Source organism: Bartonella sp. AA86SXKL (assembly GCF_042196885.1).
Genome location: NZ_JBHIRE010000001.1, coordinates 1 through 23,579, shown reverse-complemented (window position 1 = coordinate 23,579; position 23,579 = coordinate 1). Strand labels below are relative to the sequence as shown.

Annotated in this window: 15 protein-coding genes, 2 tRNA genes and 1 pseudogene; 9 read left to right on the top strand and 9 right to left on the bottom strand. The window is 35.9% G+C overall.

Annotated elements, in window-relative coordinates; genetic code table 11:
• Positions 1–4: 4 nt before the first annotated feature.
• Positions 5–1,669: a glucose-6-phosphate isomerase gene (gene pgi, locus ACFIO5_RS00090; RefSeq protein ID WP_375633709.1), complete on the top strand. Its 1,665-nt coding sequence runs from the start codon at positions 5–7 to the stop codon at positions 1,667–1,669.
• Positions 1,670–2,012: 343 nt separating this feature from the next.
• On the opposite strand, the gene ACFIO5_RS00085 is transcribed toward pgi, so the two are convergent.
• Positions 2,013–2,102 (bottom strand) — tRNA-Ser (locus ACFIO5_RS00085).
• 285 nt (positions 2,103–2,387) lie between these two features.
• Between ACFIO5_RS00085 and rplU the strand changes: the two genes are divergently transcribed.
• The 4 genes from rplU to ACFIO5_RS00065 all read left to right on the top strand — a co-directional run bounded on the left by rplU (position 2,388) and on the right by ACFIO5_RS00065 (position 8,429).
• Positions 2,388–2,867 carry a 50S ribosomal protein L21 gene (gene rplU / locus ACFIO5_RS00080; RefSeq protein ID WP_375629522.1) on the top strand — a complete coding sequence of 160 codons (480 nt, stop codon included), beginning with the start codon at positions 2,388–2,390 and terminating at the stop codon, positions 2,865–2,867.
• A gap of 12 nt (positions 2,868–2,879) precedes the next feature.
• Entirely contained in the window at positions 2,880–3,149 is a 270-nt protein-coding gene (rpmA, locus tag ACFIO5_RS00075) for a 50S ribosomal protein L27 (protein ID WP_100130483.1), read from the top strand.
• A 1,401-nt stretch (positions 3,150–4,550) separates the two neighbouring features.
• Complete coding sequence (gene ptsP / locus ACFIO5_RS00070; RefSeq protein ID WP_375701151.1) at positions 4,551–7,082, top strand: phosphoenolpyruvate--protein phosphotransferase; 2,532 nt, start codon at positions 4,551–4,553, stop codon at positions 7,080–7,082.
• Between the two features lie 1,257 nt (positions 7,083–8,339).
• Positions 8,340–8,429 (top strand) — tRNA-Ser (locus ACFIO5_RS00065).
• A 469-nt stretch (positions 8,430–8,898) separates the two neighbouring features.
• Here the strand turns inward: ACFIO5_RS00065 and ACFIO5_RS00060 are convergent.
• The 6 genes from ACFIO5_RS00060 to ACFIO5_RS00035 form a co-directional block, all read right to left on the bottom strand.
• Positions 8,899–10,119 carry an MFS transporter gene (locus tag ACFIO5_RS00060; RefSeq protein WP_375705038.1) on the bottom strand — a complete coding sequence of 407 codons (1,221 nt, stop codon included), beginning with the start codon at positions 10,117–10,119 and terminating at the stop codon, positions 8,899–8,901.
• Between the two features lie 365 nt (positions 10,120–10,484).
• Entirely contained in the window at positions 10,485–10,655 is a 171-nt protein-coding gene (locus ACFIO5_RS00055) for a hypothetical protein (RefSeq protein WP_375611449.1), read from the bottom strand.
• A 1,506-nt stretch (positions 10,656–12,161) separates the two neighbouring features.
• Positions 12,162–12,332: a cupin domain-containing protein gene (locus ACFIO5_RS00050; protein WP_375632734.1), complete on the bottom strand. Its 171-nt coding sequence runs from the start codon at positions 12,330–12,332 to the stop codon at positions 12,162–12,164.
• A gap of 146 nt (positions 12,333–12,478) precedes the next feature.
• Positions 12,479–13,195 (bottom strand): YqcI/YcgG family protein, encoded by a 717-nt coding sequence (locus tag ACFIO5_RS00045; RefSeq protein ID WP_375632722.1) that lies wholly within the window; start codon positions 13,193–13,195, stop codon positions 12,479–12,481.
• Between the two features lie 23 nt (positions 13,196–13,218).
• Positions 13,219–14,424: an ATP-grasp domain-containing protein gene (locus tag ACFIO5_RS00040; protein ID WP_375632720.1), complete on the bottom strand. Its 1,206-nt coding sequence runs from the start codon at positions 14,422–14,424 to the stop codon at positions 13,219–13,221.
• The gene (locus ACFIO5_RS00035) at positions 14,421–15,641 is read right to left on the bottom strand and encodes an MFS transporter (protein WP_375705037.1); all 1,221 of its coding nucleotides are present in this window, start codon (positions 15,639–15,641) and stop codon (positions 14,421–14,423) included. The genes ACFIO5_RS00040 and ACFIO5_RS00035 overlap by 4 nt, the downstream gene beginning before the upstream one ends.
• Positions 15,642–16,304: 663 nt before the next feature.
• Here ACFIO5_RS00035 and ACFIO5_RS00030 point away from each other — a divergent pair.
• Both ACFIO5_RS00030 and ACFIO5_RS00025 read left to right on the top strand, forming a co-directional pair.
• Positions 16,305–16,541: a nucleoside/nucleotide kinase family protein gene (locus ACFIO5_RS00030; protein WP_375632718.1), complete on the top strand. Its 237-nt coding sequence runs from the start codon at positions 16,305–16,307 to the stop codon at positions 16,539–16,541.
• 589 nt (positions 16,542–17,130) lie between these two features.
• Positions 17,131–18,342: an MFS transporter gene (locus ACFIO5_RS00025; protein WP_375632716.1), complete on the top strand. Its 1,212-nt coding sequence runs from the start codon at positions 17,131–17,133 to the stop codon at positions 18,340–18,342.
• 318 nt (positions 18,343–18,660) lie between these two features.
• Here ACFIO5_RS00025 and ACFIO5_RS00020 read toward each other — a convergent pair whose 3' ends face one another.
• Both ACFIO5_RS00020 and ACFIO5_RS00015 read right to left on the bottom strand, forming a co-directional pair.
• Positions 18,661–18,930 (bottom strand): hypothetical protein, encoded by a 270-nt coding sequence (locus tag ACFIO5_RS00020; protein WP_012754562.1) that lies wholly within the window; start codon positions 18,928–18,930, stop codon positions 18,661–18,663.
• A 2-nt stretch (positions 18,931–18,932) separates the two neighbouring features.
• Positions 18,933–19,379 (bottom strand): hypothetical protein, encoded by a 447-nt coding sequence (locus ACFIO5_RS00015; RefSeq protein ID WP_375611456.1) that lies wholly within the window; start codon positions 19,377–19,379, stop codon positions 18,933–18,935.
• A 494-nt stretch (positions 19,380–19,873) separates the two neighbouring features.
• Between ACFIO5_RS00015 and ACFIO5_RS00010 the strand changes: the two genes are divergently transcribed.
• Both ACFIO5_RS00010 and ACFIO5_RS00005 read left to right on the top strand, forming a co-directional pair.
• Positions 19,874–20,380 carry a helix-turn-helix domain-containing protein gene (locus ACFIO5_RS00010; RefSeq protein ID WP_375705036.1) on the top strand — a complete coding sequence of 169 codons (507 nt, stop codon included), beginning with the start codon at positions 19,874–19,876 and terminating at the stop codon, positions 20,378–20,380.
• Between the two features lie 980 nt (positions 20,381–21,360).
• A pseudogene (locus ACFIO5_RS00005) lies at positions 21,361–23,579 on the top strand (hypothetical protein); the annotation flags it as partial.

Below are 23,579 nucleotides of genomic sequence, written 5' to 3'. Positions count from 1 at the left end.
GCTTATGGGAGATAGCTTTTCGATTCGAAATGAAATGGCTTTTGAAGCCACATTAAAAGCTTTAAGAAACCATGCCGCAAAGGATGGGGTCTATGATATTCGTCGGCATTTTGTAGAAGATGAACAGCGTTTTTCCCATTTTTCCCTCAGACTTGATGATCTTCTTTTCGATTTTTCAAAATGTGGTGTGACATTTAAAACATTGCAACTTCTAGATGATTTAGCTGTCGCAGCAGATGTGTTAGGCCGGCGTGACGCAATGTTTTCTGGTAAGGCTATTAATACAACTGAAAAACGCTCAGTTCTTCATATTGCGTTACGTTTACCTGCTGATGAAATTTTCATGTTGGATGGTCATAATCTTATTCGCGATATTCAAGACGTCCTTGAAGATATGGAAAGATTTTCTGAAAAGGTGCGTGATGGCAGCTATAAGGGAAACAGTGGCGAGAGAATAAGTGATATTGTCAATATTGGTATTGGTGGTTCTGATCTTGGTCCTGCAATGGTCACATATGCTTTAAAACCTTATCATGATGGTCCACAGTGTCATTTTGTTTCTAATGCTGACAGTGCCCATATTTCTGATACTCTCTCTATTTTGAATCCAGCAACAACGCTGTTTGTCATTGCTTCTAAAACTTTTACAACGGCTGAAACAATGGTCAATGCTCAAGTTGCACGTCAGTGGATTTGTTCACATTTAGGAGAAGAAGCCATTGGTACGCATTTTGTTGCTGTTTCAAGTGCGCTTGATAAAGTAGCAGAATTTGGCATAGATTCCACAAGAGTTTTTAAATTTTGGAATTGGGTGGGAGGACGTTATTCAATTTGGTCAGCCATTGGACTTGTTGTTATGTTTGCAATAGGTGGTGGAAATTTCCGCCAATTTCTCAATGGTGCATTGCAAATGGACCAACATTTTAAAACAATGCCTTTGCATAAAAATATTCCTATTCGTTTTGCTCTTTTAGGATTCTGGCATCGTGTTATTTGTGGTTATTCATCACGTTCTATCATTCCTTATGCACAGCGTTTAATACATTTTCCAGCTTATTTACAACAGCTTGATATGGAATCAAATGGTAAGCAAGTCTCGCTGGATGGAAAACCATTAAGTTTTTCAAGTGGTCCAATTGTTTGGGGGGATTCAGGAACAAATAGTCAACATGCTTTTTTTCAGCTTCTGCATCAAGGAACAGATATTATTCCTGTAGAATTTATTTTATTTATAAAAGGGCATGAGAAAAAATTACATTCTATGTATGAGATGTTGCTAGCAAACGGTTTAGCACAATCAAAAGCCTTGATGAAGGGGCGTAGTATTGAAGATGCTCGGCATATCTTGATAAAAAATGGAGTTGATGAGGGTGAAGCAGACCATTTAGCACGTCATAGAAGTTTTAAAGGAAACCGTCCCAGCATTACGCTGGTTCAAGATTCATTAACACCTTTTGCACTCGGTCGTCTTATTGCGCTTTATGAACATCGCACTTTTGTTGAAGGGATTTTAATGAATATTAATTCATTTGATCAATGGGGTGTTGAACTTGGTAAAGAATTAGCAAACGAGTTACTACCAATTCTTCGTGGAGAAAGTAAAGCGGATAATCGTGATAGTTCAACATTAGGGTTGCTAGCACATATTCAAGCAAGACGTGCAAAATAAATATAATTTTACAGTAGTTTTTGTACTAACTAAGCAAAAGTAGAATGAGAGAGAAATATGAGATAATTCTTTAATTTTACTATACGTTCTCTTATTATCTGGATTAGATTTATGTAACAGAAAATCAAAAAAGTGCAAAAATTGTAAAAATGAGAATTTATTCGCAAAAACGATAAAGACCTTTGAGAGGTCTTTGAAGACCCTTTGAGACCCCCCTTAAAATCCTTCGAAAAAAATAAATTGGTACAAAACCTAGTGGCAAATTATACAAAACCCGCTGGCAAGCTACATACACAAAACCTGCTGTCAAGCTACACAAGCTACAATATCGCTTTATAAACTGTGGCGGAGAGAGAGGGATTTGAACCCCCGATAGAGTTGCCCCTATGCCGCATTTCGAGTGCGGTGCTTTCAACCACTCAGCCATCTCTCCATAATAAAGTGAAACAAAAATTGGCGCTATTTGAGTGTATAAGGGGTAGATAACCTTCAATTGTTTTTGGTACAACCTTTTTTTCTTTTTTATGGGACTTTATTGACAGAGAATAGAAATTCCTTCATATATACAAAATATAAGCGTGGGGAAATCTGCGCATATTTGTGTTGAAGAAGGTTTTATCCTTCTTTGGGATCTATTACGACTGATAAAAAGCAGCCTATTTTCCCTTATTTCAAGGCAGAAATTAAATAAGAGCTGGAGTGAACGGAAGGATAAAAAATGTTCGCAGTCATTAAAACTGGTGGTAAGCAATACCGCATTGTTGCTAATCAAGTGGTAAAAGTTGAAAAAGTTAGTGGAAATGCGGGTGATGTTGTTGAATTCAATGACATATTAATGGTTGGGCAAGAAGGTAATGCGGTTATTGGTACCCCTGTCGTTGCTGATGCATTGGTGACAGCTGAGATTTTAGAACAGGCACGTGGGCGCAAGGTTATCGCATTTAAGAAGCGCCGTCGCCAAAATTCTAAACGCACGCGTGGCCATCGTCAAGAATTTACGAGGCTTCGTGTTTTAGAAATTTTAATGGGTGGTTCAAAACCTAAAAAAGTTGCTGCGAAACCTATAAAAGAAGAAGAAACTACACCACAAGAAACAAAAGCTGCTGCTTCTGTTGAGAAGACGGCTAAAAAAACGGTTGAAAAAAAGACTGCGCCGCAGAAGAAAGCGTCTGTAGCATCAAAGAGTAAGAAAGATTAAAGGAGAGCGTCTATGGCACATAAAAAAGCTGGTGGTTCCTCGCGTAATGGTCGTGATTCAGAATCGAAACGTCTAGGCGTTAAAAAATTTGGTGGTGAAACCGTTATTGCCGGAAATATTATTATTCGCCAGCGTGGTACACGTTGGCATCCTGGTAACAATGTTGGTATTGGAAAAGATCATACGCTTTTTGCATTATCAAATGGAAAGGTTTCTTTTCAACGCAAAGCGGGTAATCGTTCCTATGTTTCAGTCATTCCTATGCTGGAGGCAGCAGAGTAATCTGTAACACTCTCTAGCCATCAACGGGATTTCATTGAATTGTAGTTGTGGTTTTATAAGTATTCAAAGGGAAAGATGAATCTCATCTTTCCCTTTTTGCGTTGGTACTATAATAAATGTAGAAGATAAAAAGGTAGAATTGGGGAAATGGCTTTTCTCAATGAGGGAAAAAGTTTGTGCGCTGTTATGTTAGTATTTAAATACTGAACATATTGATATTATGATAGAGTTTATTGATAAGTTTCTGTATAATAATCAGTGAGGAGAGACTTTCTTTTTATGTATGAAGAAGCGTTGAGTAATTTCTTATAAGAGAAGCAGTTTGTTTTCAGAAAATTATGAGAAATTTAATGAGAGCATTATTGATGTAATCATTTTGATAAAGATGGGTCTTTTTATCGGCATTGTGGTATTGATGAGTTGTCATACTGTTTTTAGGTGGTAGTGTGGATAGGTGGGGCTATTCATTTAAAAAGACATAGGGATAAAAATCCATAAGAAGGTAGTCAAAACTACTTTGAAAGTGACGTGCATTAAGGAATTTTCGGTAAATCGAGAGTGAAATTATATTTTTAAGGAGTACGGTGTTTAAAGATATAAAAATAACCAACGTGCAATCAGCGCCCTTCAAGAATATTTTTTCTGATTTCACTATTATTGTGTATTGTTGAAAATAAACAAGCATAAGAGCTAGGGTTAAGGCAATAATTGCTTTTCATTTTTTACTTTATTTATCTTATTTGTAGAGTTTTTCTTGATTTTAGTAGTTGGTGATGGTGCTTGGGGGGGATGTCGTACTTTGCAAATGTGCGACAGAGGGCATTGTGTATTTGCGATATTGATTGAAGTAAAGGTGTAGCTTAAAATATATAAATATTATATATCGAGAGTTTGATATCATAAGAGATGGGTAGCACGGAATAAAGATGATAAGTTGCATGGAGCAATTTGTAATTATGTAATGAATTTATAAAGAGGGATAATAGGTTAAATAAACTTTGAGGAATCAATTAAAATATTAGCTGAAGTTACGGATGATTAGGAAGGATGCTTTCTTGTAGGGAGAATAATGAAAAGTTATGTTGGATAACTTAGGATAATGAGAGCATTTTGAAAGCATAGTTTTTCAGGTGATTGGTGCTGTAAAAAATGGGGTTTTGTCTTTGTAAAGTAAAAGAGTAAGAGGCAGACTTGTTTATGATGGTTTTAAGCACTTAGGTGGATAATAATATCTAATTGTTTTATCGGTTATATTGAGGTATTTAAGCACCTCACTTAGCTATATTCTGTAGAATATAAAGAGAGCTGTGGTGGTATTTATAGCTTGTATTTTGGGAAATGCAGCTTTGAAAAGGAATGTATCAGAGATATTGGTGTTCAAATGTGAGGCAATTTGAATTCATGATGAGATATGAGAAAGCAGAAACAATGAATGTAGATTTTACTGATGGTGAAATCTTGTCTATAAGATCTGTACAACTTGCAGCTGCTTTTGATCATAAAAATGATGCAATTTATGCTGCTGCTGAATTGCTTGTGCAGGTTGGTGCAGTTGATAAGTGTTATCTGGCAAGTATGCTTGCACGTGAAGAAACAACCAATACTTGGCTTGGAAATGGTATAGCCATTCCTCATGGTATGGCTGAAAATCGTGATTTAATTATCAAGGATGCTGTTGCTGTTATACAGGTGCCTGCTGGTGTTGAGTGGCAGGATGGCAAGAAAGCATATTTGGTTATTGCCATTGCAGCGTGTCCAGATCGCTATAGAGAAATTTGTAAAAAATTGACGTCTCTTTTATTTGATAAAAAACAGCTTGAAGTACTTGCAACAACTATGGACAAACAGCAAATTGTTACAACTTTGTTTGACCAAGAGATGAAGATAGAAAAAACTTTTATTGGTGACCTTTCGGTGTGTCAGGAATGGACTTTAGATTATCCAAGTGGTCTTCATGCACGACCAGCTTCTCTATGGGTTGATTTTGCGAAAAAGGCTCAAAACTCTATCAGAGTTCGCCATGGTCAATATACCGTTGAAATGAAAAATTTGGTTGGTTTATTGCAATTAGGAGCAAAAAATGGTGATGTTCTGATTTTTTCTACAGATGCTGCAGAAGGAGCACAACTTCTCAATGATGCCATTGCTATTGCAAAAAAAGTGAGTATTAGTGAAAAATGTCTGATGAGAGCAATGGAATCTCAAACAAAGGCTTTTCATGGTTGGTATCCACGCTCTATGCAAAAAGGCATTTCTGGTGTTGGAGCGAGTTCAGGATTAGCATTTGGTAAGATTTTTGTTTTAAGGCAAAATGATATTTCCATAATAGATCAGCCAATTGATTTTGCAGCTGGTGCAGCATGTCTTGAAAATGCTCTTACAAAAACAAAACATAAAATGGCATCTGTGATTTCTGATATTACAGTGCGTATGGGAGCAGATTCTGCTGCGATTTTTTCTGCGCAAATGGTTTTGCTTGAAGATGAAAATTTAATAGCTCAAGCTTGTCGTTTTATAGCGGAAGGTCATGGTGTCGCTTGGTCTTGGGATAGAGCGGTTCGTCAATTTTCAGATATGTTTTTTAAGGTAGATAATCTTTTGTTAGCAGCACGTGCTGTTAATTTAGTTGATGTTGGTCGACGTGTTTTAGGTGAAATCAATCCATCCTATAGATCGTTCTTTTTAAATGATATTCCACATGGTGTAATTCTGGTTACAAATGACCTTTCTCCTTCTGATGTAGCACAACTTGATTGTACAAGGGTAAAAGGATTAGCAACAGCATGGGGAGGTCCATTATCTCATACAGCTATTTTGGCGCGTACTCTTGGTATTCCAATGGTTGTTGCTACAGGTGATGATATTTTAGCAATTCAGTCTGATATTCAGGCTATTATTGATGGCGATAACGGGTTTATTTATCTTGATCCTACGCTTGAAGACGTTGAAGATGCTCAAAGGCATATTGATACTGTTGCGCAAAAACGTGTCAGTGAAATAAATGCATGTAGATTACCAGCGCAAACGACAGATGGTCAAAGAATTCGTATCATGGCTAATGTCAACTACGCAAATCAGGTTCCTGTTGCGCTTGATTTAGGGGCTGAAGGTGTTGGACTCATGCGCACGGAATTTTTGTTTTTAGAGAATCCATATATTCCGGATGAAGAGCTACAATTTAATATATATCGGGCGATGATTACAGCTGTAGGAGATAAGCCATTAATTATTCGTGCACTTGATATTGGTGGAGATAAACAGGTTACGCATTTACATTTATCTAAAGAGGACAATCCTTTTTTAGGTGTTCGAGGAACGCGGCTTTTGTTACGTCGACGTGATCTTTTTGTGCCTCAATTACGTGCTTTATATCGAGCGGCAAAAGAGGGTGGAGATCTATGGATTGTGTTTCCGATGGTCATGTCTGTTTCAGAGATTGTCGCTATAAAAAAGATTGCAGAAGAAATCCGCAACGATATTAATGCACCAAAATTAAAACTTGGTATTATGATCGAAGTTCCAGCAGCGGCCATTATGGCAGATGTATTGAGCGCCCATGTTGATTTTTTTTCAATTGGAACCAATGACCTAACACAGTATACAATGGCTGTTGATCGGCAAAATCCGTACCTTGTGTCTGAAGCTGATAGCCTTGATCCAGCAGTTTTGCGTATGATTTATCAGACTATTCAGGGAGCTGCACAACATAAGTGTTGGGTTAGTGTATGTGGTGGTATGGCTGGAGATCCTTTTGGTGCAATGATTTTGACTGGATTGGGAATTAATGAGCTTTCTATGATATCTTGCGATATTTCTCCAGTAAAGGCGTGTTTACAGACTCATAGTTTTGAAGATATGAAAATTTTAGCACAAAAAGCATTACAATGTGAAACTGCACGAGCTGTACGTGCTCTAAGCAAGGATATAAGGTGATAAAGAACATTAAGGGGAAAGAACGAGCTCATTTTGCAGACTAATCAGATCTTTAGTGCTGTAAAACATTAATACAGTATATTAATTTATAGTGGTAATTTATCGTTTTACATAATGAGAACCCTGAATATTGTAGGGTTTTTTCGTTTTAAAGTTCTCTATATTTAATTAATAAAAATTACTCTTTTATACATTACAAGGAGGAGTAATGTATGGATAAAAACACTCTAAGAAAGAATAAATTCCTTTTATGCATTCTCTCAAATAGCAATAGATATTTTAACATTAGGCGACAAATAGCTTGATAGTACTTGGCTTTTACTTTTTATTTAAGGAAAGATGATGCTATCCAATAGATTTTATACCATTCATAGATACCGTATGAGGTAGATGTGGCAAGCTTTAAGAGATGTTTTTTTACAAACGTGTGGATGAGAAAGAAAATAGTATTTTTAGAGTATTCTGTTTTGTGATGAGACCATATCACGCTTAAAGAATGCGATAATCAAAAGTATGAAGTAATACGTAATTTCTTTTAAATAATTGAGATTACTTTAGATATTTTGAAAACTGTAAAGCTGAATTTAAAAGTATATGGTAAAAATGAAAACAGGTTTGCATTTTTATTATTTTGTATTTGATCAAAATGAGACTATTTTTTCATTTCAGAAAATAAAATATATTCATACATATTAAATTAAAAATGCAAAGTTTTTTTCTGAATTTTATTTTCTTTAGTATCAACTAAATATAGAAGTGTGAAATTGAATAGAGGATTTAGAGTAGGGCTTATTATATAATCCTATGAAAGAGAAAACTGACACCATCACACTATTTTACAGCTCTCAATGTTGCAAAAATTCGTGCTATTTAAGAAAATGCATAAGAGCCACTTATCCTCTCTTAAAATGTTCTTTCCCCACATACCATCCCTTCCTATGACGTATAAGTAAGTGATTTTAATTATTTGGTTGTGTAAAACTATGGACTGTATGCCAATTTTAAGAGAAGTATTTTTTTGTGAAGCAGAAAGTGCGTAAATGAGCATGAAAGTTTATAACTGGTGACAATCTTTTTATTCTCATTATTGTATTCTACAAACCTATCCACGAAAAAAGTTTTTTCTTAAAAAGAAGGGATGTGCTTGTTATTCAACAGATAAAAGCTCTTACTTTAATAAATGAATTTGTTTTTTGGGTTTTGAATGTATAGTTTAGACTTGCACGTTATTTCTTTCTGGGTATAGTGCAAACTTCTGGAGAGGTGGCCGAGTGGTTGAAGGCGCACGCCTGGAACGCGTGTATATGGGAAACCATATCGAGGGTTCGAATCCCTCTCTCTCCGCCATTAATTTAAAACGAACTTTCATATGCTTGATATGACATAGTTTAAAAAGCTCAGCATTTGCAGGATTTTTTATTGTTTGAATTTGACCAGTTCGCGTCGATCTATACCTATCATTATGTACACCTAGAAATTGCTGTTGAATTTCCATGAATTTTATACTTTTTAAGCTCCTCTCCTCTCGATCTTTAGATAACCTGATCTAGCATAAACGATCTCTTCAAATATCATTAAAGGATTTTTGCCATTATCACTAACTTCTGGTAGAGCTTTTAGAATTAATGGTGATCATAGTGCTATTTGCAATTTCGTTGCTTAACGGGCTAAATGCGTTTTATCCACATGAGAGGTAACGAACACCTCAGCTTTTCTCACGCAATGTGCTTATTTAAAATTAATGTCATGAATATTTGTACAAAATTTTTATCTATACGATAATCAAAAAAAGGCTGACGTAATAATTGAATATCATTCATGTGGCGCTTTCTTTTATCTTTAAGCTTTGTATGTAAATAGATAGTCCGTGCAAAATAAATAAAGGGGCGCAAAAGCCTATAAATACACATAGGATGTATAATATAGAAAATGAAAAAAAATTTCCTGCATATAAAAGCACAATAGAAAATAAAGCTGTTATGATGCGTACACTGGCATCGCCTGCCAAAATCACCTCGGCTAAATTTTCACTAGGTGTTATAGCTTGTCCAATTGTTATTCCCGATATCCTAAAATAAAATTGCCCAATACCTAATAAAAAACCCATAATATAAAGGGAATATTGAGTAAAATTTAAATATAAAACAAAAGAGATTGCGATCACGGCAAAAGCCGGTGCCCCCCATACAAAAAAACGAATTAAAGATGGAAATTTCCGTAAATAATAAGATGAGATAAGACCATTGATCACAAAACCCAGTGCTGAAAAAGCAAAAATAGAATTTTGAATAGCTGTAAATTTTATATTATCTGATGTTATAGAAGCAAGAACAAGTGGCAATAAAACAATAGTCCCCGTATAGAGAGAATTATTCAAAATACGATTAATCGTTAAAAAACGCAACGCAGAAATCCGCCAAAGGCACCTGAACCCAACTCCATAAGCTTTTTGAGATGGCTTTTTTAATAGCTCTTTTGCTCTGTTTAGTTGTTGTATAGACTTTATACGAAACCATAAGCAGGCATTCAAAAGATAGATAAATACAATAAAGGCTATGGCTATTTTGTGCCCCAAATGCGCAATTATAAAATATATAAGCAATGGGGATATAATAACAAAAAACTGACAGCAACTAGTGTAAAATGCAAAAATTCCAGCTTTTTGTTTGGGAGCTGGAACCAGCTGATTCAAGGCACTATTGTTATTTGGGTTATCAGCCCCCATCAAGAGAGCAAGTAAAAAAAATACAAATAAAATAAGTACCGGATTGTTCATAAATAATAAGAAAGACAATAAACAAGCGCAAATAATTTGACTATAAAACCCAATTATAAAGCCTTGATAGTACGCCAACACATTTCCCAAACATAAGCCAGCAATTCCAATTGCGATTAAATTAACGACATTTAAAGTAGCAGACGCTTCTCCCGTTGTATCTTGGAATTGTAACAAAGAAAGGCCAATAGATAATACACCACTAGCACAAAAACTCGTCAAACAACCAATCACAGTCATAAGAAAAACAGAATTACGCAATAACCTCCTCCCTCTTAAACAGAGACTCAAGCCATTTTATGATTTTCTCCATTGTCGAATATGGTTCGGTACTAAATTCCAGTTTTTCATAAAAGTTTAGTTCAAATGCGTTATAGGCACTTATTTTTTGAAAGTCATCTGTCAGCATGAATTCTATACTTGGCAACGTTGTGCCCATAGATTGAGACAAATAATAGGAAATTACTTTCCAATACATATAGGTACGCTCTCTTGCCAAATAATTTTCCAAGGCATATTTCAAGTGACAACCACTTAAAATATATTTCGGACAATGGTGCAACGGATAATAAATACAAATAGCACCGGCTTCATGTCCCGGACAAGAAGAAATATTAATATTTTTATCATTTCATAATATTATAAAAACGCTCAGTGAGCAGATCTTCCAAATTTAGTCTAGTCACAACAAGATTGGTTGCTAATTTTTGAGAAACATGAGACCAAGCCAATCTTACTACTAAAGTTCCAATAACCTTTAAGTCAGATTCTGGATAAGCTTTTTTTAAATTTTCCATCCATATGTCTCTATGACATATAATAATTGGCTCATCTCGTCTGAATGAACAAGATGTAATTCTAAACCAATATTATCACAAAGTTTTGAGCTCTTGAATTCTCCGTATCCTAACCTGGTATTCTTAAATCATAATAGAAACTAAAGAATTTTTAAGTATTCCAACTTTTATTAAACTTTGTAACAATCTATTGGAAGCTTCCCTTCACTGACTTCGACAATTATTTTCTCACCACTATAAGAACAAAAAATTAGCTTTGAAGTTGCTTACTTTTAGAAAAAAAATGAGCAACACTCTTTCTTAACTAAAAGAAACACGCTCTATACCTTTTTCTTTATGATTATCAAAAAACTATCCCGTTACAATTAACCATCAATTATTAGGATAAATATTCTGCGTTTAGCTTAATAAGCTGTTATAATCAATGTTTCTCTCTGTTTTAAAAATCAGAGTTTTTTCTCCTAGAGATACTCATAATTTCTTTACAATTTTTCCAAAAAAAGCCCCCCTTTAACATTGCTATTAATACGATCATCCTGAGAAGTTTTATACATACACACTTCATTATACGGAATTCTATGTATTTTTTTAACTTACTCAACTAACAAACATCTTTTAATGGACAAAATAAATCATGAAATTTGTGTGCTGTCACAATTCGAAAAACAATCATATATCTCCCTCCAATGATAGACGATGTCATTAGAAGAAAGCTTTAATGATATTGGTAGAATAAATTAACCAGAAAAAATTGCAGCGCTGATGGAATAAATTCTATTTTATACCTTGTAATTCTATCTAAATTTTAATCATTTTTGTTAAAGGTTCTTATGCAATTTTTTCTACATTCAGCATCATTTTTCCACTTGTTGGCAACAAAAGATTAATAGCTAAATTCACTTATGTCATAATAGTTCTTTTTTGGGTAAAATAGGACATCTTCAATTTCGATATATAAATATTTTAATTCTTTAATATATTCTCTTCACATGCTTTAGATTAACAACACAACAAAACCCAAAATAAAAATATTTATTTTACTTAAGTTATTGAATATTATTTAAAAAGTATGAAAATAAAGTGATGTAATAGTTAAAAATTATTTAAAAATTCAAATCCATCTACATTTTAGAGCCATCACGCATGGTAATAGCAGTTTTCATTAGGTATACTAAATATGCTTGATAACTTTTCTGCTTCATGCTTGTAGGGAGTTTCAGATAGAGATAATACCAGAATCCATTCGTGAATGCTCGACAATAAAGCTGTAAACAAAATTATTTCCTTTTTGTTTAATCCGTTAAGCTTGATCCATTTTTTATTCCTAAAGAATAACGTTCTATTTTGTACTGTAAAATGTCGTTTCTGAAAAGTTTCTACGTTGGTTTGGGTAGAGGACGTAAACTTCATAGCCTTATTTTCCGCAGAATCTATGGGCGCATTATGGGAAGCAGGAGTAAAAGAATAAAATCCTGTATGAGAAAGAATCCATTAAAGAGCGTGCGGTTACCCATTTCTAATATCTCCAATAGTGAGATTTTCTGTAGCAATTGCATATATGCATCCTACATCTGCCGCAATTGATTTGTGCCTTGTATTGGCAGGTAGATGTATAATATCTCCTGGTGTACAGGTTATATGTTTTTCGCTATAGAAAAAATCTAACTCTCCCTCTATAATTAAGAGAGTTTCATCGACCTGGTGAATATGCCAATCGTGTATTTTTTTTGGGAAAATCTCTTTGTATCTCTATTGATCCTTGCTCTGGAAGCATCATTTTGAATATATCATAGATATTTTTATTTAATTTAATTTTAGAAAATTTAGTCATTATCGTGCTCCATTATGTGATATGGGCAAGGTGGGGATTCAATATTATTATCTTGCAGGAAGTATTGCGTCCATTCTCTATTTTGGGGTTCGCCATATTTTCCTAAAAAAGGAGATTTTGTTATAATATCAAAAGGTTCAAGTCTTTTTGTTACAGCGGAGAATGCATTTTTTGCTTTTTGTTCTGTATCGAGCAGATCAGAAAAAACCCACCTAGGCTGGAAAGTTAACATAAATGTAGAACTTCTCCTACTTATTCTGTTTATATGGGATGGGGTATTGCAAACTATAAACATAGGCTCGCCATGAAAGCAGAACTCCCATAAAGGATTGTCCATATTTTTTGGTATATGCTTAGGCCATTCTTGGTCATCAAGAGTTCGCAAATCTTTAAGTATAGACAAGAATTTTTCTCTATAAACTTCGATACTTTGTACGGGGGCAGGCTTCTCGAATGCAACAAAAGATGTGTTCTTTCCAAAACTTTTATAGTTATCGCAATAAGTTATCAGGTCTTCCATCATATTTTTTGCGGTCAACTTATTGTAGAACCCAAATCTAAGCATATTTTTTGAGTATCCATTTACACCGAATAGGCAGGGAAAAGGTCTAATTGTGTTATTCATGGTTGCATCGAATTCTTTAAAAACGACCTGCTTCCATTTTTCATATTTGTCTATATTTTCAATTATTTGCGCTGCTGAATCCATGTTTTCCTCCCAATTGTTGTATTTTATAAGAAATTGCTACGAATGACCCTCTCCAAAGCTGATAATTCATCATCACTGTGTCCCCAAATTGCTATAATGGCAGGGCAGGTATTTAAATCGATGGTTAGGGGGAGGGGCTCGTTTTCTTTAAAAAAGAGCGTAAAATGAACCACATTTTCCCAAGAATGAAGCTTTTGCCGCCATACGTTAACATCTTTTATAATATGACCGTCGATCTCGTTGATAAGGAAGATAATACGCCCTTTTTTCTTAAAGCGACTTGGGGTTTGCGAAAACACGCCTGCAATAAGGTTAACGGAGCTTTCAAGTAAATCATCTTCATAGCAATGCGCGAACAAGGTGGGTGCAATTCCTCCGTGGAGACGGGCTCCTACTTCGATCATTACTGGACCACGAGCTGTTTGCATGATTTCCATATGCGCAGGTCCATATTCAATCCCCAGTGCGCGAATGCATTGTTTTGCATAAGAGATAAGAGGGGCATAAGAGGGATCTTGAGCATCAAGCACATCAAGCGTTTCATAAACAAAAGTACTTCCATTATGAATACCTTTTTTATATCGTGACAAACTACATATCTTTATAGCCTCTCCATTTACAACGGCGTCGACGATGTATTCCTCTCCCTCCAATCTTTCTTGGAGCAAATAAGCATCGTTAGGTGCGCCAAAAATATTTTTTTGTGTCCAGTCGATTCTAGAGGACCATGCCGCCACTTTCTCACGGCTGGAGAAAAACAAAACACCATCGCTTCCACCAGAATCATTCGGCTTTACCACATAGCCGCTGTGGCTTTCAAAATCATCGAGAGTACAATCGTTTTTTGTAAGAATCTTTGATCGGATGTAAGATAAATCATTTTCACAAAGGCGTTTTTGCATCGCTGCTTTTTTCCGTCGCCAATCGGTAGTCAAGGGGTTATTCCCAAGACAACCATAATAAGCCGCCAATTGATCTGCACAATAAATACCCCCTTCGGCGCCTGCGACCACGGCCTCTATCGCGCCGATAGGAAAGCGTTTCTTTATCTCATCTACACTATGAAGCTTCGCTTCTGCCATGCCCTCTCCCTGATAAGAAAGCATATAGTGTGAAAAAGGAGCTTGTTGAGAGACAACACCATAGCAAGCATAGCCTAATTTTTGCAAAGCAGGGGCATAGAGGGCACCCGTGGAGAAAGGGTCGACAATAAGAATAGGTTTTTTCATACTTTGTTCCGCTGCAATAAAAGGAAAAGAATATAAATAAAGATTATTAGCCCTATAAGGGGGAGAAGATAAACAGCTGCTTGAGGACCCATAAGGGCAGAGCTTGTAAGAAGACCAAGGATAACATAACCTGCCGATTGGGAGAGAGTATAAAGCATACCGCTATAGCTTCCCACCAGCTCTGCTTGAGCCTCTGTTTTAGTCGCTTCAATCGTATGTTTGCGGGCATTAATTCGCATGGTATTCATTGAAAAGCCAATAAAAAAGCAAAAGACCACAGCCAAATAGGGCGATTGTGTGGTGCTAAAAATAAGATCAGCCACGCTCAACATAAGGGCTGGGAGAATAAATTCAAAGCGAGGGATTTTGATAAAAGCAGCCAAAAAAGCGCCCATGCCCGCAACCGCACTGCAAAGTCCATAATATTCAGAGCCAAAATTTTTCACACTCTGAAAAAGAATGGTTGCCAGCGTATTATAAGCGCAAATATGAAAGCCAATAAGCCCTATGCAGACGCATAAAAGTTTAAGCTCACGGGAGAGTCCATCCGCTTGCGGTATAGGTGCTGTCTTCTTATCGGTTGCAGGTGCTGTGGTATCTGTAGCATTGTATTCATCGCAAAAGATAATATATCCGGCTATAAGGCTTATAATGATGTCAAACAAACAAAGTGTCACAATCAAACCATTATAGCCAATTTCAGCCGCTGCCCCTCGAGGGCTGGTCGCTTCTAAGAGATAACCACTCAATGCTGCTCCCAAAAAGGCGCCAATTTGCACCACTGTTTGCATAATGCGGGAAGCCTTTTGGGCGCTAATATAACCACTAAGTGCTAGTTTAGTATTATAAGTCTCGAGTGTGCTTAAGGTAATCAAAGAGAGATAGCCGATAGAGATAGAGACAGCGATAAAACCAAAGGGGGAATCAGCGTAATGGAAAAGTGCAATCAATAAAAGAAGGCTATAGATAATGATTCGCCTTTTGTATAAATCGACCAACCGCAATGAGGCTTTAATGCGCACAAGACCGCTTTTTTTCAAAAGATAGGGCATAATGGTGCCCAAAGCCATGGTTACGCCTAGGAAAACCGATGAGGATGTTATGCGATAAGCATTCCACAGATTACTTAAAAATAAAACCATATCAGAAAGATATAGCAAGACAACAAGCCCATAAAACCGAAACATCAGTTTCTTGTGCACATTATCCCCCCCCATTTCGGAATCTCTTAAAAACACGCAGTATTATAAATCAGCACACATCATGTTTACAAATAATGAATACACACATATTACTGGGCATGTCAAGTTTTTTCGGTAGGAAAAATTTGAACGCTGATGTTTATGGTAGTGATAGCTTATTATTCAGGAGAATGAATAGCGATAGAGGCTGGTATTTTTACTGCGTCTGTTGCGGAGGCTTGCCAATAAGGGGAAAGCCAGATAACGAATATAACTATGTCCTAGAGATATATTTTGCGCTTTCAAGTTGATTTTATTTATACTCAAGGTTTAGGTTTTTCTATTGACCGTTGTTAGATGTTGTTGTGACAATAAACTTCGTTATCTATCAGAAACATTTATGGCATTAGCGCTAAGGTATTGTATTAAAACCTTTACATGGTAGTCTGTCTGATAGAGAGGTATTATTGGTTCAGTTTTAGGAGGCTTTATTACGGCTGATTTGGGCGTCGTCGTTGTTTGAGGTCTTATTATAATATTCTTAATTTCAGTTTATGAATATACCGAAAAATATAGTGAAACATTTGATTTAAACGCTTTTGCAAGGCATATTTCAATATCTCAGCGATGTTTTCCAAGAATTGCTCTGCTGCTTTTTGACGGGATCGGATATCAAATGCTTATAGCGAGGGCAGTGGTTTGAGAAAAGATAGAGCTGATCCGCCCATTACTATACTGGAACGGTTGCAGAAAAGGGATGGTTTAAACTTAAAATACGAAGAAAAACTCTCTTTTATTGAAAAAGTTTACAAAGTATACAAAGTGTTATCGGAAATAGATGAGCAGTTTATAACAATTGATGGAACTGCTCCTATTTCTTTAATTCATCATCAAATACGACATCATATAAATAAGGTTTGTTTTGATTATGAATAAAATCATTTATTAATCAAGTTATCCACGATAAATCCTCCTTTATGTATTTGTACTCTAAATCTGAAACTTTAGAGATATGATTGCAATAATTTAACTGCTCAGGAAGATATTACGTTATATATTTTAATTAGAAAACTAACTGTAATGGGCTTGTTTTAAAAGATTTAGAGAAGGGGAGTAGAAAAGTTAGCAGTATTTATTGTGAGGATAATAGTATGTTTATTCTTTTAGAGACGAAGTGTGGTGATAGAAGAACGACATGGAAGGATATACTCGAACATATTTTAGTGCACGGAATAATAAGGGCAATGATGTGAGTGAAGCTTCCATACCGTAAAATTGTTTCACATATGTATAAAGGTGTAGCTTCTGAATAAAACGCACATAAAATATTAAATTTGTTTTTGTCCATAAATGTTCTGTTTTCATAGAAGAATTAATCATACAACAGCACAAAGATTGTAAAAGCCTCAAAAAAGAAATTTTGCTTTCTTAAATTTAATGATCTAAAATGAAAATTGTAAGAATGCCTGTTTTTAAACAGGATGTATTATGCATATCGACTGGTATTCATTTTAGAGGATAATTTATGTTCACTTCAAATTTGAAGGAACGCATTGCTTTATTTGAAAATAGAACTTTTCTCTATTTTACTTTGAGCGGCTTATTTGCTACATTTGGAAGTGGACTAAATTATATTACATTGTCATGGATCGCTTACAATCAGACGGGCTCAATCCGTGGTGTAGCGTTGATGATGCTTTTTCTTTGGACGCCTAGCATTATTTTTGCGCCTATTTTTGGCATATTGGCAGATAAATATAACCGTAAAACGCAGATTATTATTTCAAATCTTGCGAGAGGTTTGGTAATCGTAAGCTGGGTAATGCTTTGGCATTTTGGTATAGAAATTGAATTGATGGTCTTATCTGCTCTTTTGGGTATTTTTATCCCTTTTTATATGCCATCAGCTATTTCTTTAATTCAAAGTATTGTGCTGAAGGAACAGCTCATCAATGCAAATGCGACCATCGATATGGTTTATGAACTTGGCACTATCGTAGGTATGGGCTTAAGTGGATTTATACTATCCTATGCAGGAACAAAAGGAACTCTTCTAATAGGTGGTATATTCTTTATCATTGCTGGTTTATTTAATTTTGCAATGAAGGTACCTAAAAACCGAAGATCTAAAAAACAAAACCAGCAAAATTGGTGGGAAAATTATACAGAATGCCTTCATTATTTTAAACAGAATCCGGCTCTTTTTGTACCTTATATAAGTCAGATGATTATTATGACTCTTTTGATGACCATTCCTGTTATTCTCGTTCCTTATATACAAGAGGTTTTACATGCGGATAGCAGGATCTTTGCAATATTGGAGGTGCTTTATTCTATGGGCGTATTGACAGGTGCGTTTTTTTCACCACTTCTTTGTAAAGTTTTGTCCATAAGGAAAACATTAGCCATTTTATTAGCTTTTATGGCTATTGGCCTCGCTATTTTATCTGTTAATACATACAATTTTGTTGTTTTTCCTGTTTACTTTATGATTGGATTTGGACTTTCGAGTTGGGCTCTTTCGATTTCTTTATCACAACTCTCTTGTGATCCTGAATACCAAGGAAGATTGCAGGCAAGTTTTAATGGTATCTCTGGATGCTTGATCCTCGGAGTCTATCTCATCATGGCAAGCGATAACAGTAACATATCACCTCAATCGATATATTTTTTTCAAAGCATTGTTGCGTTTGTTGGAATACTCATAGTGCTGTTTTATAAACATGAAAAACAATAAATTACGTTTAAGAGTGGTCAATATACGCTATTTTTAAACATTTACGCTGCAGCACATTTCATATTTTGCTTTTAAAGGAGAGTTGAGAAAATGTAAAAGTTGGTGCTTAATGAACAAAGCATAAATTGATGTATGCTAGAGAATACTCTCTATTTTTTGATAATGATCTAAAAGAATTGATGCGTTTCTTTAATTCATCTCACTGTTGTTAAGAAGACGAAAACGTAACACTTTAAATCTTCTTGAAAGTTTTTTGTTTAAGCGTAGTAGAAAGTAAAGCGATGAGGGAATATCGTATTACATGGGGAGAGTATTGTATTATTTTTGTTTTTCAAAATCCATATGAAAAATTGTATCAATTTCATCTTCATTGGAATGAGTATTTCTACGACGATGCAAGGTTTGCACAATCTCTTTTTTTAAAACAGCATCTGTTTCACTTAAACGGTGAATACTGAGTTCCAATTCAAGAGATAACGCCAAATCCACGCACAATTTAAGCTCTTCTCCAATGTCGAAACCGCGTTGATAGTCGTCATAAAGACCAACCAGTGTATCAGATAATTCTTTATCGCATAAAGAGGTCATGCTTAATTCCTCAACGTTGCGGGTTTCCATGCAGCTTTTTTAAGTATCACTCCACTATCATCACTTAGAATTGCCATGTATACGAACCTCATGGTTTTGTCAATTTTCTGCAAAATACGCGCTTTTAAATCAAAGCCTATTAAAGATTTTATTACTCCAAGATTTTGAAGCGCCCAATTGTAAATATGGATGGCAATGTGTTTACTATAGAATTTATAGCATTTAAAATACATTGCCAAAAGGCTTTTAATATGCGTAGAGGAAGAGTATTCTGACGATAAACCAAACACCCTGAAATCTCTATTACCAGTTACAGCTAAATCAGTGCCATTAATATATAAAATAAGCAAACAGGGTTTGTAAACGTCTAACTTTTTAATAACGAGTGATAATCTCGTTTTTTGTAGAATACCAATTATTTTGCCTATTTTATATTGATTTTTAGACATTGATAAACTTTTTACCTTATAAAAACCTATGGGAAATGCATTAGCATATTTTTGTAATAAGATTTCAGTGGTATATTGCACAGCATGAAATGAAGAGAATCGTATTAGGCTTTTTGCTTTTGAAAGAATATGACTGCAACTTTTGAGAAAGCAGTTGGCAAGAATTGGCTTGGCATGCAAACTGATAGAGTTGGCAGTGGCGCATTTAGTTTTTTCATTGGCCTGTGTCCAAATGTTTTTGACTCTGGAAAATAGCCTCTGATAGGCTTGAGTTTTTCCAAGGTTATATTACAGGGGCGCAGCTCAGAAAAGTACCACGGCGATTGCATTTTTTTGTAATTGTCATAATTTTCGCTCCTGCTTAAATGGATGCTGTAACATCCGTTTTTGTGGGGTTATGTATGTGATAACTGCTCTTCTTAAGGGGCAGTAATAATAGATATAAATCAATATAATTATTTAGTCAGCAATTATATTGATTCTGGAGTGTTTTTTTGGCTCGTCCGGAAGCAAAACCTAAAACTGAGTTGGCAAAACGTTTTCGTGAAGTGCGTCACGCTCTTGGTTTTACAGAGCGTAAGCAGTTTGCTGAACATCTTGGTATCACTGCTGGCTCTATAGGAACTTATGAAACTGGTATAAGTGAGCCTACAGCCTCTGCGCTCTCCAAATATCAAGAAATTTGTGGTGTTTCATTAGATTGGCTAGTAACGGGAAATGGCGAGATGTTTTCAGATATGGCAAAGGCAAAAGCAGCTGGTTTTAAACCGCAAGCGATACCTGTTGGGCTGATGAAAAAGCTTGGACATTTAGTTTATACGACCTATCATGATGCAAAAATAACACTTTCTCCTGAAGATGTTGCGGAATTAGCAGCAGAGCTTTATGGAAGATTGCAAGAGCTTATTCAAAACCTCAATGATATAGAAGAAGTCGAAGCCACTTTGCCACTTTTAAAATTACATTTAAAGCGTAAAATCGAAACTGAAAAGCACATCTAGAATTTCATAAGATACGAATGAACAGCCTTTAAAAAAAATAAAACTTTTTTGATTTTCTGCTGTATAACCAAGTTTGGAATGTGAAAATCTCACGATCTTCGAGTCTCTTATTCGATCTGAAAAACGAGAAACTATCATTATAAATCAATATATTTCTCTGATTAAAGATAAAATGGTTCATAAAAAGAATGACGAGTAGTGATACAAACAAAATTTCTTCAAAAAGAAGCTAATATAGTGCCATTCCTGAAATATTTGTTGGTTGAAGAAAAGATACGGACAACAGTGAAAATACAATGACGATGTTTTGTTCCTATAGAAGGGTAACAGATATATAAGAGAGAAGAACGAAAGACTATTTATAGGCGCGCTTTTGTCTTTTTATGAAGATGATAAGATGAGCACGTTAAAACTTTTTACAGAGCGTGCATCATTATATTTAAGACAGATTTCTTTCAAAGAGATGTATAATATATTGAAACAGTTTACCTCGCAACAAAAAGTGAGATTATCATGATAATCGTCATTATTACATTATGCTATAAGTTAAAAAATCATAAATTTGTGCTTATAAGAACAGCTAAGTTATTGAGAAGTATTTTTATAAATTTATAAAAAATAATTTTTACACTCTTGCCATTCTTCTGATGCGCTTTATTTGAAAAGTAGAATTGCTCTTTAGTGAAACTATTTTTGTTAAGAGATAAATCGCAGTATTTTTGAATGGAGATAACAGTATATTTTCAAAGTTTTGTGTTTTTATTTATTTTTTAGCTTGAATCCCTCTAGCTAAAAGGGTTGGGGACTTTTCTAGATTCGATGTTGTCACAAAGATTTTAGGGCGGTGCCGTAATAAATAGCGGTGTCGATGGGAGGGGTTTTTCTTGATTTATTGGTTTTTGAAGTGCGCAAACTAAGGGGTTTGCCATGTGTGTTTTCACGCGTTGTGATGATGTTGAACTCTGTAGGAGGAGATTCTTATGAAAAAAAAATATTCCCCACCAAATTTAATTAAAGCTTTTTCTCTCAGCGCGGCAATGGCCACACTCTTATCGAGTGTTTCTCCTGTTGTTGCTTCGAATCTCGCGATAACGGGTGACAAAACTATGAGCACGAGTGGTTCTGGTGTGTCTTATGACCATGGTAGCCATGGCAGTATTATTTTTGCGGGTGATGATAATTACTGTGGTGTGGATAATGTCATTGGTCGTGGTGGCAAGCAACAGGAGTCAATTGCTAGTACTAATCAAATAACCGCAGAGCAGCAATATGATAGATTTACCAAAAATACAAATTTTTCTGGTCGTTATCCTTATGGCGTGACCACTGATAAGGTCACTTGGAGTGGTGATAGTAATACGAGCAACAGCAGCACTGGTTATATGGGGAAGCTTACAGGTGGTAGCACGAGTGCTATGCCTGAGGCTTATGGTGTGTATTCTTTTGCAACCGGTTGTGGATCTGCTGCAACAGGGAATTATTCAACAGCATTTGGTGCGGGTGCAACTGCAAAGAGTGGAGGAGCACAAGCTTTTGGTGTTTCTGCTCTTGCGAATGGAGCGGCAAGTGTTGCCATAGGGATTGGATCGGAAACGGTAAAAAGATCGTCTATCGCTATAGGTGGGCTTTCAAAGGCAGATGGCATTGATAGTATTGCGTTTGGTAGCAGCGCGGCTACAGGTGGTCAAGATGCGATTGCGATAGGTTATGCCGCTAAAGCCGGCGCGCAAAATGCGGTTTCAGTTGGTTCAAGTACAAAAGCGACTGGTAAAAGTAGTTTGGCTCTAGGCTATAAGGCAAGTGCATCAGGAGAATTAGCAGTTGCTATTGGTGGACTTGCAACCGGTATCCACGGCATTGCTATGGGGAATAACGCAGAAGCGAAGGATCAAGATACGATTGCGATAGGTTATGCTGCTCAAGCTCAAACAAAGTATTCGATTGCAATTGGTCCAAATGCACAGGTGATTGCTGGAGACGGAGTTGCTTTGGGTGGAGCTTCCGTTGCCAGTGTTGTTAATAATGTTGCTGGTTATGATCCTGTAAGTAACAAAAATTCACAACAAAACAATGGTGCATGGAAAAGTACAAAAAGTGCAATCAGTGTTGGAAAAGCTGACGGTAGTATAACACGCCAGATTACTGGGTTGGCGGCTGGTACTGCAGATACTGATGCCGTCAATGTGGCACAGTTGAAAGCTATGAGAGCTGTCGTAGAAGGAGCAGGGGGATGGAAGTTATCTGTTAACGGTGAAGCTGCTGTGGATATTCTGCCTGGTGAAACAGTCAATTTTGCTGGAGCTGAACTTGAGAATTATGAAAACAAGAACATTAAAATTGTAAGAAAAGATGATAAAACAGTAGAATTTGATTTGAATGACTTCATTACAGTTGGACGTGTACAAGCAGGAAAAACCCAATTAAGCGACCTTGGTTTCGTGATTACTGGTGGTCCGCGTATGACTGGTAGCGGTATTTTTGCTGGTAATAAACAAGTTTATGGAGTGGCAGCGGGGAGTGCAGAGACTGATGCGGTTAATGTTGCACAGCTGAATGAAGTAAAAAATCAAATAGCAGGAAATGGTCTTGTTAAATGGGATGAAGAACAGAAACTTATCACCATTGGTAAGGAAAAAGATGGTACGAAAATTGATGTTGCAGGCAGTGGGGGAGACCGTAGTATTTCTGGTGTAAAGGCCGCAGAGAGAGACAATGAAGCCGTTAATAAAAAACAACTCGATGGTGAAATTGCAACTATTACTGATACTATTAACAATATTAAGGAGGGTGGTGCTTTTGCAGTTCTCTACGATAAGAATGGTGATAGCAGTGTTAATTATAACAGTGTGACTTTAGGTGGCGGTAAGACTGGTGGGCAGGTAGCTCTGCACAATGTTAAAGATGGTGAAATTACTGAAGAGTCGTATGATGCAATTAATGGTAGGCAGCTTTGGAAGACGAATGAGCGTGTTACAGATGTTGAAAAGGATATTGTCCATATTAACGATAAGGTTACTAATATATCAGCTACGGTTACTGATCTTGGCAAGGAGGTTTTCAATATTCAGGAAGCAAATGCTTTTGCTGTCCTCTACGATAAAAATGCAGATGAAACCGTTAATTATAACAGTGTGACTTTAGGTGGCGGTAAGAGTACAGGACCAGTTGCTCTTTTGAATGTCAAAGATGGCAAAATTGC

What these genes read in the sequence shown, in the direction of transcription:
- pgi (WP_375633709.1), top strand. Translation starts at nt 5, where the DNA reads ATGGGAGATAGCTTTTCGATTCGAAATGAAATGGCTTTTGAAGCCACA.
- rplU (WP_375629522.1), top strand. Translation starts at nt 2,388, where the DNA reads ATGTTCGCAGTCATTAAAACTGGTGGTAAGCAATACCGCATTGTTGCT.
- rpmA (WP_100130483.1), top strand. Translation starts at nt 2,880, where the DNA reads ATGGCACATAAAAAAGCTGGTGGTTCCTCGCGTAATGGTCGTGATTCA.
- ptsP (WP_375701151.1), top strand. Translation starts at nt 4,551, where the DNA reads ATGATGAGATATGAGAAAGCAGAAACAATGAATGTAGATTTTACTGAT.
- ACFIO5_RS00055 (WP_375611449.1), bottom strand. Translation starts at nt 10,655, where the DNA reads ATGGAAAATTTAAAAAAAGCTTATCCAGAATCTGACTTAAAGGTTATT.
- ACFIO5_RS00045 (WP_375632722.1), bottom strand. Translation starts at nt 13,195, where the DNA reads ATGGATTCAGCAGCGCAAATAATTGAAAATATAGACAAATATGAAAAA.
- ACFIO5_RS00040 (WP_375632720.1), bottom strand. Translation starts at nt 14,424, where the DNA reads ATGAAAAAACCTATTCTTATTGTCGACCCTTTCTCCACGGGTGCCCTC.
- ACFIO5_RS00035 (WP_375705037.1), bottom strand. Translation starts at nt 15,641, where the DNA reads ATGGGGGGGGATAATGTGCACAAGAAACTGATGTTTCGGTTTTATGGG.
- ACFIO5_RS00025 (WP_375632716.1), top strand. Translation starts at nt 17,131, where the DNA reads ATGTTCACTTCAAATTTGAAGGAACGCATTGCTTTATTTGAAAATAGA.
- ACFIO5_RS00020 (WP_012754562.1), bottom strand. Translation starts at nt 18,930, where the DNA reads ATGACCTCTTTATGCGATAAAGAATTATCTGATACACTGGTTGGTCTT.
- ACFIO5_RS00015 (WP_375611456.1), bottom strand. Translation starts at nt 19,379, where the DNA reads ATGTCTAAAAATCAATATAAAATAGGCAAAATAATTGGTATTCTACAA.